This is a genomic window from Gottfriedia sp. NPDC056225 (assembly GCF_042267765.1).
Taxonomy (GTDB): domain Bacteria; phylum Bacillota; class Bacilli; order Bacillales; family Bacillaceae_G; genus Gottfriedia.
This window is the reverse complement of sequence record NZ_JBHJTJ010000070.1, coordinates 1-14,566: the sequence shown is the minus strand read 5'-3', so window position 1 is coordinate 14,566 and position 14,566 is coordinate 1. Positions and strand designations below refer to the sequence as shown.

Below are 14,566 nucleotides of genomic sequence, written 5' to 3'. Positions count from 1 at the left end.
AGGATCAAACTCTCCATAAAAGTTAAGTTTAAATCTTGTATTGCTCAAAAAACTAATAATTGACGTTTACTTCATGTTTTGTTTAGTTTTCAAAGATCATTCCGTTGTTTTTTTAACAACTTAATTAGTTTAACATTATCGACAAAATCTGTCAAATGTTTTTTTGTTTTTTTTGTTATCGCCATCAGCGACGTATATAAATATAACATCCCCTTCAAAAATGGTCAACACTTTTTACAAAACTTTTTTCTATATTTTTTAAACTAAATAAATACCAATAACACTCAAAGCTACAATACCAGGTACACCCACAATACTTAAGAACGCACAAGTAACTGTATTAATTGGAATATGAAAATTATTAGAAGCTAATGCGTAGTTTAAAATAAAGACGATCATGACGCACACGATGCCTCTTAATACATATTTGCTTATCTTTTTTAACGCTTTAACTGGTAGTCCTACTAAGAATAAAAATAAAATAACAAATAAACCAACTGATATCATAATAATACTGTTCACAAAAAACTCCTCCTCATATAACTTGTACACCTTGTACTAAAATTGTATGAGCATAATCTAAAATCAATGACAAAAAAAGAGACCATTGTTTAACAATAGCCTCTCTTAACTACTTCATTCTTGTTATTAATACATTTCTTGCCTTCGCTTCTTTTAGTAAGAAGAAATATTTAGCCTGATAAATCTTAATATGGATTAATAGATCGTCTGGAGGATCTACACTTCTTTCCATTAATTCTACTTGACTTAAATAAGTGTCTTTGTAGTTGTGCAATTTATCTACTAACTTTTCATCAAATTCTTTTCGAAGCTTTCCGTTTTTTTTACGAAAAAAACCCATGGTCTCTCTCCATTATTCAATTTCTAAATTTCTCGTCTACCTTCTAAAGCTTTTGAGAGTGTAACTTCATCTGCATATTCTAAGTCTCCACCTACTGGTAAACCATGTGCGATTCGAGTAATTTTGATACCCGTAGATTTTAATAGCCTAGAAATATACATAGCAGTCGCTTCTCCCTCAATATTCGGGTTGGTAGCTAAAATAATTTCCTGAACTACATCATCTTTTAATCTGCTTAATAGTTCCATGATCTTAATATCTTCTGGTCCTACTCCCTCCATAGGAGAAATCGCTCCATGAAGTACATGGTATAAACCTTGGTATTCTCTCATCTTTTCCATGGCAATAACATCTTTAGTATCCTGAACTACACAGATTGTCGAGCGATCTCTATGCTGATCACCACAAATATAACAAGGATCTTGGTCAGTAATATGGCCACATTCGGTACAATATAATAACTTTCTTTTTGCATCAATCATAGATTTCGCAAAATCTAATACGTCATCTTGTTTCATATCTAACATAAAAAAGGCCAGACGAACGGCCGTTTTGGGACCAACCCCTGGCAATTTCATAAAACTATCTATTAATTTGGATATCGGTTCAGGATAATGCATCTGTCTTATCCTCTAAAATAATCCTGGAATATTCATTCCTTTAGTAAATTGCCCCATCGTTTTAGCTGTTGCATCTTCAATTTGTTTAAGAGCATCATTAGTTGCAGCTAAAACTAAATCTTGAAGCATTTCGATATCTTCTGGATCTACTACTTCTTCTTTAATATTCACTTCTACAATTTGTTTTAATCCATTAGCTGTAACAGTTACCATTCCGCCACCAGCAGTCCCAACAAATGTACGCTCATTTAATTCATTTTGAGCTTGTTCCATTTGTTTTTGCATTTTCTGCATTTGTTTCATCATATTATTCATATTACCCATTCCGCCACGCATCATTTTCATTTCCTCCAATATATAGTTATTCTTTAATAATTACCAAATCTTCACCAACAAGATTTATTGCTTCTTGTACAATTGGCGAAACTTCTGATTTAGAAGTTTCTTGCTGTTTTGTTGTATTTAAAAATGAATCCCTAGTCGATCTCCAATCTTCCTCGGGAATTGCTAACATACTCATTTCTGCACCTAATATACTAGATAAGGTTTGGTTGATTGTAGTTAAGTGTTCTTGCTCTCCATTATTATTAATTAAATCACATATTGTTTCTGATTTAAAAGCAACAATACATTGTTCAGAAGAAGCAGCTACAACTTCACCATACGATACTAAGGTCGCAGTGGAAACTTTATTTTGTTGTCTTAATTGATCTTGCAGCGAAGACCAAATAGCCAAAACTTTATTTTTTTCTGGCTTAGAAGCCGCTCTTAATACACCTTGTACTAAGCTACTAGGTATTTTTGAACGACTAGCAGTTGATTTTGGTCTTGCATTAGCTGAAGGCTCACCTGCCCCACTAACTGTAATCCCATTTTCTTTTAAGTATTTTACTTCTTTTTCAAGGGCATTGATTTTATTAATTAAAGGCGTCAGCTCATCTTGTTTTTTTCCAATACTGCTAACAGAAGCCTTTTGACAAAGCTGCACAATAGCCACTTCAAGTAAAACTCTCGGATGATTAGTCCACTTCATTTCTTGCTGACTTTTACTAAGTGAAGCAATAATTTGATAGATCAACTCATCATTATATGCATCACAAATCTCTTTAAATTGCTCACTCACTGTTGCTCTCTCAAGTAACTCTACAGTATTTGGTGAGTGCCTATATAATAGAATATCTCGATAATAAACTGTTAAATCTTCAATAAACCGAACCGGGTCTTTCCCTTGATTTAATAACTCTTCGATATTGGTCAAACAAACTGAAACATTACCATCTATTATTGCTGAAACAACGGATAATAAACGTTCCTGAGCCACTGTGCCAGTTACAGCTAAAACATCATTTAACGATATCGATTCATCGCTATACGATATAGCTTGGTCAAGAATGCTAAGTGCATCCCTCATTCCGCCTTCCGCTGCACGTGATAACATCATTAATGCTTCCGGATCAATCATTGTTTGCTGATGATTCAGTACAACAGTTAGTCTCTCCGAAATCGTTTGAGCGCTTATCTTATGAAAATCAAAACGTTGACATCTCGATAGAATTGTCAAAGGTATTTTATGTGGTTCAGTAGTAGCCAATATAAAAATAACGTGACTCGGAGGCTCTTCTAATGTTTTTAATAATGCATTGAAAGCTCCTATTGATAACATATGGACCTCATCTATTATGTACACTTTAAATTTCCCTACAGAAGGAGCATATTTTACTTTCTCTCGAATATCACGTATTTCATCTACACCATTATTTGATGCAGCATCTATTTCAATTACATCTGAAATAGATCCATCAGTAATTCCTTTACAAATAGCACACTCATTACAAGGTTCATTAGTAGGTGCGTGTTCACAATTTAAAGCTTTTGCAAAAATTTTAGCCGTACTTGTTTTACCGGTTCCACGAGGACCAGTTAACAGATAAGCATGAGACACTTTTTGCTGAAGAAGGGAGTTTTGTAACGTTCGTATAATATGGTCTTGCCCCACAACATCTTTGAATTGTTGCGGTCTCCACAAACGATATAATGCTTGATAAGTCAATTGATTTCCTCCTTCTTACAAAGTCATCATTATTATACCCTATGTAATGATTTGATGGAAAATATTTTAAAGAAAACAAAAAAACTCACTCAAATATTGAGTGAGTTTTTATAAAGTTACTGCCGTGCACCACTCTTCGATGCACTACCCCAGGCGTTACTTAAACAGTTAGCTCGGCCCAGGCACCCCTACGGCACACGAGATGGCTCACTTATTGCTGCTTCCTTCCGGACCTGACAAGGTTCATGAGTTCTCGTTGCGTAGGACCCAGACGTCAACACCACTTATTTAAGGCAGACCCTAAAATAGATACACCTCGGAGTGGAATTCAGTCTCGCTAGAGCGGATTGCGAGTACAGGGCACCGCTACCTCCCCACCTAGCACGGCAAAGTTACAACCTAATTTAAACCGCTGTTTGAAGCGGTAGTTAAAGTATATACGAACCTAAATAAAAAATCAATCCTTGTCCTCAGGAAGGCAAATTTTTCTTTCTCAAACGCAGTTCCCTAAAGAAATCCGTTAATAATTTTCCACATTCTTCTTCTAATATTCCTGAAACAACTTCACAACGATGATTAAATCGATCCTCTTGTAAAAGATTATAAATTGATCCTCCACACCCTGCCTTTGGATCTCTCGCACCATAAACTACTCTTGGAATTCTAGATTGAATAATAGCTCCTGCGCACATTGGACATGGCTCCAACGTTACATAAAGGGTCGTTTCCTCTAATCTCCAAGATTCAATTACTTTACACGCTTCCTCAATTGCGCTTATTTCTGCATGACCTAAAGCGGTTTGTTTCGTTTCACGTAAATTATATCCTCTTGCAATAACCTGATCATTATGAACCAATACTGCTCCAATAGGTACTTCACCTAATTGCTCTGCTTTTGACGCCTCATCTATAGCTAACTTCATATAAAACTCATCTTTATTCAAACTTTACACCTCTTTATTTCTCTATGTAACAAATATTCTTTATGCGAGTAGATAAACTAATTATAGATTGGAGTGAAGTCGATTGAATTCTTCAAATCAAAAAAACAAACAACTACCTGCACTATTAATTGTCGATTTAATCAACTCATTTACTTTTAAACATGGAAGTATCCTTTTAGAAAAATCGTTACATATGATCCCAAAAATCAATTACTTAAGAGAACTTTTTAAAAATAAAAAACTTCCTATTGTATATGTTAATGACTATTACAAAGTCGAAAATCCTACTCCTGAAAAGCTTATTGAGTATTGTATAAATCCTTTAAGTTACGACCTAATAAGTCATATAACACCAAGTGACGAAGATTACTTCATCTTCAAACCAAACTATTCAGGCTTTTATTTAACAAAACTTGAAGATTTACTAAATGAATTAAAAGTCACTCATTTAGTTATTGTAGGGGTTGCTGGTAATCGTTGTGTACTTTTTACGGCAAACGACGCATTTATGCGGAATTATAACTTAATTATACCTCAAGATGCAATTTCCTCAGTTACTGATTACGATGAATCTGTTACTATTTACATGATGAAAGATATTTTAAATGCCACAATTATTCTTTCGCAGGAAATAGAAGGAGTCCTGGACCATCTAAAGGACAATAAATTGTAGCTAATTGGAAATTTTTTAAAATGGTATTCGCTCTGACTTCAGTATGTTAAAATAGTTTCTGTATGTTTTTTGAGTATGATACGGAATTTGACTAGTAAGGAGGACAAGAGATGATACATGTACCTTTTATAACTGTAGAAGGGCCTATAGGTGTCGGAAAAACATCTCTATCCAAAGCGATCTCTGAGCATTTTCATTATGAACTATTAAAAGAAATTGTAGATGAAAATCCTTTTTTGGGTAAGTTTTATACGGACATTGAAGAGTGGAGTTTCCAAACAGAAATGTTTTTCCTTTGTAATCGATTTAAGCAATTAGAAGATATAGACCGAATTTTTCTTAAAAAATCGATTCCAGTTGTTGCAGACTACCACATCCTTAAAAATTTAATTTTTGCTAGCAGAACATTAAAAGACCAGCAGCATGAAAAATATTTAAAAATTTATCAAATATTAACTGAAGATATGCCAAAACCAAATGTCGTTATTTACTTAACTGCCAGTCTTGAGACACTGCAAAAGCGCATTGAACTTCGAGGTAGAGAATTTGAGCAATTAATCGAAGACAAATACTTAATTCAGTTAATAGAGGATTATGAAATACACATAAAAGAATTTCAAGCTAATCATCCTGAGATTCCCGTACTAAAATTTGATGGTGATCAAATAGACTTCGTTAATAATCCAAGAGATTTGACGATGATACTTGAATCGTTAGAAAACACCTTACAAAAGGAGCTAAGAAGTATATGAATTTGCGTGAAAAATACGGAATACGAAATGATGCAGTTATTACAATTGCCGGAACAGTAGGTGTAGGAAAATCTACAATGACAAATGCACTTGCAGATGCCTTAAACTTTCGTACCTCATTTGAAAAGGTAGACACAAACCCCTACTTAGATAAGTTTTACCAAGATTTTGCTCGTTGGAGCTTCCATTTACAAATATACTTCTTAGCAGAGAGATTCAAGGAACAAAAAAGAATGTTTGAATACGGTGGTGGATTTATTCAAGATCGTTCAATCTACGAAGATACTGGAATCTTTGCAAAGATGCATTACGAAAAAGGAACAATGAGCGAAGTAGATTACGAAACATATACTAGTCTATTTGATGCGATGGTTATGTCACCATACTTCCCAGCTCCTGATTTATTAATTTATTTAGAAGGAACTTTTGATGAAGTGGTAGAGAGAATTAAAGAGCGCGGACGTCCAATGGAGCAACAAACTCCAATCGAATATTGGAAAGAAATGAATTCACGTTATGAAAATTGGATTAATAACTTTAACGCTTGCCCTGTACTTCGTTTAAGTATTAGCGAGTATGATTTAATTAAAAATGAATCTTCAGTAGAAGAGATCATTAAGAAGATTGGTAATGTACTAAGTCATTCACAAAAATATATGAAATCTAGATCATAACGAATGGCTTTGTTTAGACTTCAAGTCTAATTTGAAAGACCATTCTATATAAATAAAAGCTGCGAATTAATTAATTCGCAGCTTTTTTTGATTCTCTCGATTAAATTTCAAAGTAAATAAACGAAAAACTCGTTACAATAAATGTAACGAGCTGACAATCTCCAATATATATGCACTCTGTTAATTTTAAAAAATGGAGGAGTAAGAGGGATTCGAACCCCCGCGGGCTGTTACACCCCTGTCGGTTTTCAAGACCGATCCCTTCAGCCAGACTTGGGTATTACTCCGTATTGACAAGATTTATAATAACATATGGAAAATGTATGGTCAAGCATTCTTGTAAAAATTTTTAAAAAAACTTAAAACATCTTTCATATTATAATATGGCCTCTATTGATATGGCGTATGCACTCTAATGAACAGAAGTAATATACAGATGTTTTGTACTTCTATTTAAATTCATATAAACTATTTAAGGAGAAAGATATGAATTATAATGTTGATTTTAGAAGTAGTTATATTAATAACCGCAATTAAAAAATGGATGGAATTATGGACTACACCTAATTATGAAATAGACTTTAAAACTGTCTAAATAAAAAAAAGCAGATGAGTGAGGTTCCTTCATACCATCTGCTTTTTCAATTATTTAATAACTTCTTTTCCGCCCATATATGGACGAAGAACTTCAGGAATAATGATTGAACCGTCTTCTTGTTGGTAGTTTTCTAAGATAGCAGAAACCGTACGTCCAATCGCCAGTCCAGATCCGTTTAATGTATGAACAAATTCCGGTTTTCCTTTTGGATCACGTCGGAAACGAATATTAGCTCGTCTTGCTTGGAATGCCTCAAAGTTACTGCAAGAAGAAATTTCTTTGTATGCATCATAGCTTGGTAACCAAACTTCAATGTCATAAGTTTTTGCAGAAGAAAATCCGATATCCCCAGCACATAAAGTAATTACACGATAAGGTAATCCCAATAGTTGAAGAACTTTTTCAGCTTGAGATGTTAATTTTTCTAACTCAATATAAGAATCTTCAGGTTTTACGAAACGAACTAGTTCAACTTTATTAAACTGGTGCTGACGAATTAAGCCTCGTGTGTCTCGTCCCGCTGAACCTGCTTCAGAGCGGAAGCAAGCACTGTATGCAGTATAGGCAATTGGCAGTTGCGCAGCATCAAGTATTTCATCACGGTGATAGTTTGTAACAGGCACTTCTGCTGTTGGTACTAAGAAGAAGTCTTCTTTCTCGACACGGAATGCATCTTCTTCAAATTTAGGAAGCTGTCCTGTACCAATCATACTTGCACGATTTACTAGTTGAGGTGGTAACATTTCTGTATAACCATGTTCTTCAATATGAAGGTCTAACATGAAACTGATAAGAGCACGTTCAAGTCTAGCTCCTAAGCCTTTATAAAAAGTAAATCGGCTACCAGTAACTTTAGCTCCACGTTCGAAATCTAAAATATCTAGATCAACACCTAAATCCCAGTGTGCCTTTGGCTCGAATTCAAATTTACGAACTTCACCTATTCTACGAATTTCAATATTATCGTCTTCAGTTAATCCAACTGGCACTGAATCACTAACTAAGTTAGGAATCGTAAATAGAATTGCATCTAATTGCTCTTCTAATGTTCTAATCTCTTCATCAAGAACTTTAATTTTATCTCCAACTTCTCTCATTTCAACAATTAGCGCTTCAGCGTCCTTCTTCTCACGCTTTAATACACTAATTTCTTGGCTTACCTCATTACGGCGGCTTTTTAACCCTTCCACCTGAACAAGTAATTCTCTACGGTTTAGATCTAAGTCTTCAAATTTTTCGATATAACTTATATCTCCACCACGTAACTGAAGCTTGGCTTTAACGTCTTCAAAATTGCTACGTAATAATTTAATATCTAACATATTCAATTCCTCCTATTCTTAATTGCCTAAAGTATAAAAAAAAATACAAAAAAGCCCTCATCCCATAAAAGGGACGAGAGCTACCCGCGTTGCCACCCTAATTGAAGAATTAATAAATAATCCTTCCACCTTAGTATAGTTAACGGACTATAGTACCGGAGTTACTTACTAGCTATAAAGCATTCCGTAACTCGCTCAAGAATGGATTCACAAGTCTTCATTATCGGTTTACACCAGCCACCGACTCTCTAAAAATTTAGAACTTGTTACTATTTTCTTTCATCGCTTTAGACAATTTAAATTATATTATAATTTACTATAAGCTTTTACTTTTTTCAATAGTTACATACTTAAATTTGCATTTTTTTCCTTAACCATATCTGCAAAGTAACTCATAAAACGGTAATCATTTGTTAATTCTGGATGGAAAGATGCTGCCAACATGTGATTTTGTCTAACTGCTACAATATTACCATCATGCTCTGCAATAACCTCTGCATCACCTGATACGGAGCGTATAAATGGTGCTCTGATAAATACAGCTGGATAATCTTCACATACACCTTTAATTGGGATGTTTACTTCAAAGCTATCCACTTGTCTACCGAAAGCATTACGTTCAGCTACCATATCCATAACACCTAGATGTACCGTGTCATCATTTGCAATCTCTTTCGAAAGTAAGATCATGCCCGCACATGTACCGAATGCCGGTAAACCATTTTCGATTTTCTCTTTTAAGGGTTGTAATAATCCTATATGGTCAAGTAATCTACGCATCGCAGTACTTTCTCCACCAGGTAATACAATACCATCAAGTCCATCTAAATGTTCTACACGTTTCACGATAACAGCTTCAGCACCACATGCTTTAATTGCATTTATATGTTCTTGAACTGCACCTTGTAACGCTAATACACCTATTTTCATAATTTCACCAACTTAAATGCTACGATCTTGCATACGATCAGCAGCAGCAAGTTGTCTCATGTCGATACCTTTCATAGCAGGTCCTAAGTTTTTAGAAAGGTTAGCGATTAATTCATAATCTTGATAGTGAGTAGTAGCTTGTACAATCGCACGAGCAAATTTCTCAGGGTTTTCAGATTTAAAGATACCAGAACCTACGAATACTCCGTCTGCTCCTAATTCCATCATTAAAGCTGCGTCTGCAGGTGTTGCTACTCCACCAGCTGCAAAGTTAACAACAGGTAAACGACCAAGTTCTTTAATTTGAAGTAATAATTCGAATGGAGCGCCAAGGTTTTTAGCTTCAACCATTAATTCATCACGAGATAAACCAACTACTTTACGGATTTCACCATTAATTTGGCGTAAGTGACGTACTGCTTCTACAATGTTTCCAGTACCAGGCTCACCTTTAGTACGTAACATAGACGCACCTTCACCAATACGACGAAGTGCTTCACCTAAGTTACGGCAACCACAAACGAATGGAACAGTGTAATCTGATTTGTTAATGTGGAAGATATCATCTGCAGGAGATAATACTTCACTCTCATCGATGTAATCTACTCCCATAGCTTCTAAAACGCGTGCTTCAACGATATGTCCAATACGAGCTTTAGCCATTACAGGAATACTAACTGCGTTAAGAATTTCCTCAGTAATACTTGTATCAGCCATACGAGCTACTCCACCAGCTGCACGAATATCAGATGGTACTTTTTCTAATGCCATTACTGCTACTGCACCAGCAGCTTCCGCTATTTTAGCTTGTTCAGCATTTACTACATCCATAATTACGCCGCCTTTTTGCATTTCTGCCATGCCGCGTTTTACACGTTCTGTTCCTGTTAAATTCATTGTTTTGCCCCTCCATTATTAAAGCTTACTTGGTAACATTTTAGTATTTCTTTACCCCTAGTTAAAGTTACCTTACCTTTATTTTACTGAAAAAATGACAACTTAACAATTACTGATATATTAATATAAAAATTATTTAAATAAACCACCAATACCGCCTACGATACTATCCCATAAATTACCGAAAAATGATCCAATTCCTCTAAAGGATAGAACAAACCAGTTAGCTTTATCAACACTCTTATCTGCTACTAAATCAAATGACTGATTTTTTGAAGTGATATAACCTAGGTCATCACCTTTTGAAGATTTAATTACGATTTCTCCAACCTTTGTTCCTTTTTTAATTGGAGCAATAATATTTCCATTTTTATCGATTGCCTTACCTGATAATTGGATAGTGGCTTTGTAGTTTTTAGCTTCACCACGTTTTATAGCTAAAGTAATATCATCTTTTGCTACTACTTTTACTTCTTTATCTTTACCTTTAGTTACTTTAACAGTTTTATTACCTTTTACAGTTTGTCCTTTTGAAACAATTGTAGTCTTATCAAAGTTACCGAACCCATAATCCATTAATTTAGCAGTTTCACTAAACCGAGAGTTATATGAATTAGCTCCCATTACAACAGTAATATAACGTTGACCATTTCTTTTTGCAGTTCCAGCGAAACAGAAGCCAGCTGAATCTGTAGAACCCGTTTTTAATCCATCCATACCTGGATAAGCGAATACTAATCCTGGTAACATCCAGTTCCAGTTATCCATTTTTACTGGATACTTTCCACCTTCTTGGAATGTTTTCTTTGGAATTGAAGATGTTTGAAGTACTTCTGGATAAGTTTTAATTAGATTATAAGCTAATTTTGCTACACCGTTCGCTGACATAATATTTTCATCAGTTAGAGAAGTTCCTTCTGGTTGCATACCTTGTAAGTCTTTATTTACTAAACCAGTAGCATTAACGAATTTAACGTCTCCTAAGTCTAGTTGTTTTGCTTTATCGTTCATTAATTGTACGAAGTTTTTCTCAGATCCACCAATTTTTTCTGCTAGTGCAATTGTCGCACCATTTGCAGAGTAAATAGCAGCTGCTTCGTATAGTTCACGTACTGTATACTTACCGCCCAATTCAAGAGGCACGTTTGATAACCCTGTATTTTGAGAGATTTTATGGGCATATTCAGAAACTGTTACTTTCTCATCCCACGAAATTTTGCCATTTTTAATCGCTTCATTAACCAGATATTCAGTCATCATTTTTGACATACTTGCAATCGGTAGTGGAGCATTTGAATTTTTTTCATATAATATTTTCCCTGAATTTGCATCGACTAAAATCGCAGCCTTAGCTTGAACGCCTAAAACATCTTCAGCAGCAGCAGGCTTTAAATTCATAGGAATGATTATAGTTATCGCTAAAGCTATTACTATTAGTTTCGTTAGTATATTCTTTCCAAACACTGTCTTACCTCCAACCTTTAATTTAACTTGTTCATTTTAACACAATTATTTCCCAAAAAATAGGCAACTACAATTTCTTGTAATTGCCCTAAGTTTCATTGCTTTAATTATTATAATGAGTAATTGGGTGCTTCTTTTGTTATTTGAACATCATGTGGATGACTTTCGCGTAATCCAGCACCAGACATACGAATAAACTGTGCGTTATCCCTTAAGTCTTTTAATGTAGCTGTACCACAGTAACCCATACCAGATCTTATTCCTCCGATTAATTGGTGTACAGTATCCGCTAACGGTCCTTTATAAGGAACTCGACCTTCAATACCTTCAGGAACTAGTTTTTTATTTCCTTCTTGGAAATAACGATCTTTACTTCCTCTTTCCATTGCGCCTACAGAACCCATACCACGGTATACTTTAAATTGTCTTCCTTGGTAGATTTCTGTCTCACCAGGACTTTCTTGTACACCGGCAAACATACTTCCTAACATAACCACATGTCCACCAGCTGCAAGAGCTTTTACGATATCTCCAGAATACTTAATACCGCCATCTGCGATTATAGGTACTCCGTATTCTCTAGCAACAGAAGCACAATCATAAACTGCAGTTAGTTGAGGAACACCTACTCCAGCTACAACACGAGTAGTACAGATTGAACCTGGTCCAATACCAACTTTTACAATATCTGCACCGGCTTCAATAAGTTCCTTAGTAGCTTCACCAGTTGCTACATTTCCAGCGATTATTGCTAATTCTGGGAACTTGCTTCTAATCTCTTTTACTTTCTCAATAACACCCTTAGAATGACCATGAGCTGTATCAATTACAATCACATCAACATTAGCTTTTACTAAAAACTCAACTCGTTGAAGAGCATCTTTTGTAACTCCTACTGCTGCACCTACAAGTAAGCGACCTTGTTGATCTTTTGCTGAGTTTGGAAACTCAATTACTTTCTCAATGTCCTTAATTGTGATTAGGCCTTTTAATGTGCCATCTTCATTAACTAGGGGTAACTTTTCAATTTTATGTTTTTGAAGAATTTGTTCTGCTTCTGCAAGTGTTGTCCCAACAGGAGCTGTCACTAGATTTTCTTTTGTCATAACGTCTGAAATAACAATTGAGTAATCTTGAATAAAACGTAAATCACGATTTGTTAATATACCGACTAATTTTCTATTTTCTGTATCATCTACGATAGGTACACCTGAAATACGGTATTTACCCATTAAATATTCAGCGTCTGCTACTTTATGAGATGGTGTTAAGAAAAATGGATCATCAATTACGCCACTTTCAGAACGCTTTACTTTATCTACTTGCTCAGCTTGTTCTTCGATAGACATATTTTTGTGAATGATACCAAGTCCACCCTGTCTAGCCATCGCAATAGCCATTTCTGCTTCTGTAACTGTATCCATTCCTGCACTGATTAATGGAATATTTAATTGAATTTTTTCCGTTAATCTTACACTTACATCAACTTGATTTGGAAGTACTTCAGATTTGGCTGGAACTAATAAAACATCATCAAAAGTAAGTCCTTCTTTTACGAATTTTGATTCCCACATAAAAAAGCCCCCCTAATACACGTATAAATATTATTAGTAGATTAACAATAGGATAAAACACTGTCAAGGAAGTCAAATTATGTTTAAATATTCAGTTAATAAGGAGTTCCTCTCTTATGTTATATTCGTATAGTAATGTATGGGACGAGCTATGTTACTTTAGCTCAGTACAATATTCGAAAAACTATCTTCAGGCAAAATATGAACGAACTAATTTCAAAGATCAAAAAACTAAAGCTTTTCATAATGCATACCCTTTTTTGTATTATATTGAGCATGGGAAAAGCTATTTTCATGCAGCTCAAAACTCTCAAATTAATGTAAAACCTACCTTGTTATTTTATGGGCTTGTACAACTATTAAAGGCTTGTGTACTAACAGTAGATCCAGAATATCCAAGTACGACCGCAATTTTAGCTCACGGTGTAACTTCAAGAAAAATAAAAAAGTTAGGGTATTCTTTTATTGATGACGAAGTTAAGATTCAAAAAAATGGACTGTTCACTCATGCTTCAAAGGTTTTATTTAATATAAACAATTTGGAAAGCGAAAAATTTACGATGCTGCAGCTTTTACAATCTATACCAGAATTAGCCAAAATCCTCAAAATCACTAAAAAGGGTAATTTATTTCTGCCAATTACAGTGGAACATGACGAAATCACTATACCAGAGCAAATTTTATCATCGTATCATTTTACTTCAGAGCGTTTTATTTCATTTTTAAAATCTAAACAAGCTTCATTAGATATTGTAATTGTTGAACAGAATCAAAAGCAAATTAAAATTAAATCAAATTTTACTGATAAAATTTTAAACAAAGCACCATTTTATTTTAATATACTAAACCAAAGTTATTTCTTAAAATCTCAAAAGGAAGCGCTTTTATTATTACCTGAAATTCTTTACCATTATTTACTTCTTTATAATTTAAGTATGATCTGCCGCTATGAAACTGATTGGTGGTGCGAGCTTTTACAAACATATTCTACTGACGATTATCCTTTAATACACCAATTTTTAGCTACCACTGAGCAAAAAATTCCTTACTTAATCCATCAATTTTTAACTACATAAGCAAAAAAACATCAGCCTAATAGCTGATGTTTTTATTTTAACCAGGCGACGTTCTACTCTCACAGGGGGAAACCCCCAACTACCATCGACGCAAAAGAGCTTAACTGCCGTGTTCGGTATGGGAACGGGT

General features: G+C 34.6%; 15 protein-coding genes, 1 tRNA gene, 1 rRNA gene, 1 other RNA gene and 1 other annotated feature. Of the genes, 4 read left to right on the top strand and 14 right to left on the bottom strand.

The features are described from left to right. Positions 1-258: 258 nt before the first annotated feature. The 7 genes from ACFCYN_RS23390 to tadA form a co-directional block, all read right to left on the bottom strand. The gene (locus tag ACFCYN_RS23390; protein ID WP_172446584.1) at positions 259-522 is read right to left on the bottom strand and encodes a pro-sigmaK processing inhibitor BofA family protein; all 264 of its coding nucleotides are present in this window, start codon (positions 520-522) and stop codon (positions 259-261) included. Positions 523-631: 109 nt separating this feature from the next. Further along, a complete protein-coding gene (locus ACFCYN_RS23385) occupies positions 632-862 on the bottom strand; it encodes a YaaL family protein (RefSeq protein ID WP_098121366.1) in 231 nt (76 codons plus the stop codon). 23 nt (positions 863-885) lie between these two features. Further along, positions 886-1,482, bottom strand: a complete 597-nt coding sequence (gene recR, locus ACFCYN_RS23380) for a recombination mediator RecR (protein WP_172446583.1) — start codon at positions 1,480-1,482, stop codon at positions 886-888. A gap of 12 nt (positions 1,483-1,494) precedes the next feature. After that, entirely contained in the window at positions 1,495-1,821 is a 327-nt protein-coding gene (locus tag ACFCYN_RS23375; RefSeq protein WP_172446582.1) for a YbaB/EbfC family nucleoid-associated protein, read from the bottom strand. Between the two features lie 22 nt (positions 1,822-1,843). Next, entirely contained in the window at positions 1,844-3,532 is a 1,689-nt protein-coding gene (dnaX, locus tag ACFCYN_RS23370) for a DNA polymerase III subunit gamma/tau (protein WP_375952154.1), read from the bottom strand. 122 nt (positions 3,533-3,654) lie between these two features. Next, an RNA gene (ffs, locus tag ACFCYN_RS23365) (signal recognition particle sRNA large type) lies at positions 3,655-3,919 on the bottom strand. A gap of 83 nt (positions 3,920-4,002) precedes the next feature. Continuing rightward, entirely contained in the window at positions 4,003-4,476 is a 474-nt protein-coding gene (tadA, locus tag ACFCYN_RS23360) for a tRNA adenosine(34) deaminase TadA (RefSeq protein WP_172446580.1), read from the bottom strand. A gap of 82 nt (positions 4,477-4,558) precedes the next feature. On the opposite strand from tadA, the gene ACFCYN_RS23355 reads away from it, so the two are divergent. The 3 genes from ACFCYN_RS23355 (at position 4,559) to ACFCYN_RS23345 (ending at position 6,575) form a co-directional block, all read left to right on the top strand. Next, positions 4,559-5,149, top strand: a complete 591-nt coding sequence (locus ACFCYN_RS23355; protein ID WP_375952150.1) for a cysteine hydrolase family protein — start codon at positions 4,559-4,561, stop codon at positions 5,147-5,149. A gap of 110 nt (positions 5,150-5,259) precedes the next feature. Then, positions 5,260-5,901 carry a deoxynucleoside kinase gene (locus tag ACFCYN_RS23350; RefSeq protein ID WP_172446578.1) on the top strand — a complete coding sequence of 214 codons (642 nt, stop codon included), beginning with the start codon at positions 5,260-5,262 and terminating at the stop codon, positions 5,899-5,901. Further along, positions 5,898-6,575, top strand: coding sequence for a deoxynucleoside kinase (locus tag ACFCYN_RS23345; protein ID WP_098121373.1), 678 nt, complete (start codon positions 5,898-5,900; stop codon positions 6,573-6,575). The genes ACFCYN_RS23350 and ACFCYN_RS23345 overlap by 4 nt, the downstream gene beginning before the upstream one ends. Before the next feature lie 194 nt (positions 6,576-6,769). On the opposite strand, the gene ACFCYN_RS23340 is transcribed toward ACFCYN_RS23345, so the two are convergent. From ACFCYN_RS23340 to guaB, 6 genes are all read right to left on the bottom strand, one after another. Beyond that, a tRNA-Ser gene (locus tag ACFCYN_RS23340) sits at positions 6,770-6,862 on the bottom strand. 358 nt (positions 6,863-7,220) lie between these two features. Beyond that, a complete protein-coding gene (gene serS, locus ACFCYN_RS23335; RefSeq protein ID WP_375952145.1) occupies positions 7,221-8,495 on the bottom strand; it encodes a serine--tRNA ligase in 1,275 nt (424 codons plus the stop codon). A gap of 66 nt (positions 8,496-8,561) precedes the next feature. Further along, positions 8,562-8,787: a binding site (T-box leader), on the bottom strand. A gap of 50 nt (positions 8,788-8,837) precedes the next feature. Further along, the gene (gene pdxT / locus ACFCYN_RS23330) at positions 8,838-9,428 is read right to left on the bottom strand and encodes a pyridoxal 5'-phosphate synthase glutaminase subunit PdxT (RefSeq protein WP_375952160.1); all 591 of its coding nucleotides are present in this window, start codon (positions 9,426-9,428) and stop codon (positions 8,838-8,840) included. A 9-nt stretch (positions 9,429-9,437) separates the two neighbouring features. After that, entirely contained in the window at positions 9,438-10,322 is an 885-nt protein-coding gene (pdxS, locus tag ACFCYN_RS23325; RefSeq protein WP_056471238.1) for a pyridoxal 5'-phosphate synthase lyase subunit PdxS, read from the bottom strand. A gap of 132 nt (positions 10,323-10,454) precedes the next feature. Continuing rightward, positions 10,455-11,786, bottom strand: a complete 1,332-nt coding sequence (locus ACFCYN_RS23320) for a D-alanyl-D-alanine carboxypeptidase family protein (RefSeq protein ID WP_375952142.1) — start codon at positions 11,784-11,786, stop codon at positions 10,455-10,457. 110 nt (positions 11,787-11,896) lie between these two features. Then, positions 11,897-13,360 (bottom strand): IMP dehydrogenase, encoded by a 1,464-nt coding sequence (gene guaB / locus ACFCYN_RS23315; RefSeq protein ID WP_172446576.1) that lies wholly within the window; start codon positions 13,358-13,360, stop codon positions 11,897-11,899. A 116-nt stretch (positions 13,361-13,476) separates the two neighbouring features. Between guaB and ACFCYN_RS23310 the strand changes: the two genes are divergently transcribed. Continuing rightward, entirely contained in the window at positions 13,477-14,436 is a 960-nt protein-coding gene (locus ACFCYN_RS23310) for a YaaC family protein (RefSeq protein WP_172446575.1), read from the top strand. 40 nt (positions 14,437-14,476) lie between these two features. Here ACFCYN_RS23310 and rrf read toward each other — a convergent pair. Beyond that, positions 14,477-14,566, bottom strand: a 5S ribosomal RNA gene (rrf, locus tag ACFCYN_RS23305); the annotation flags it as partial.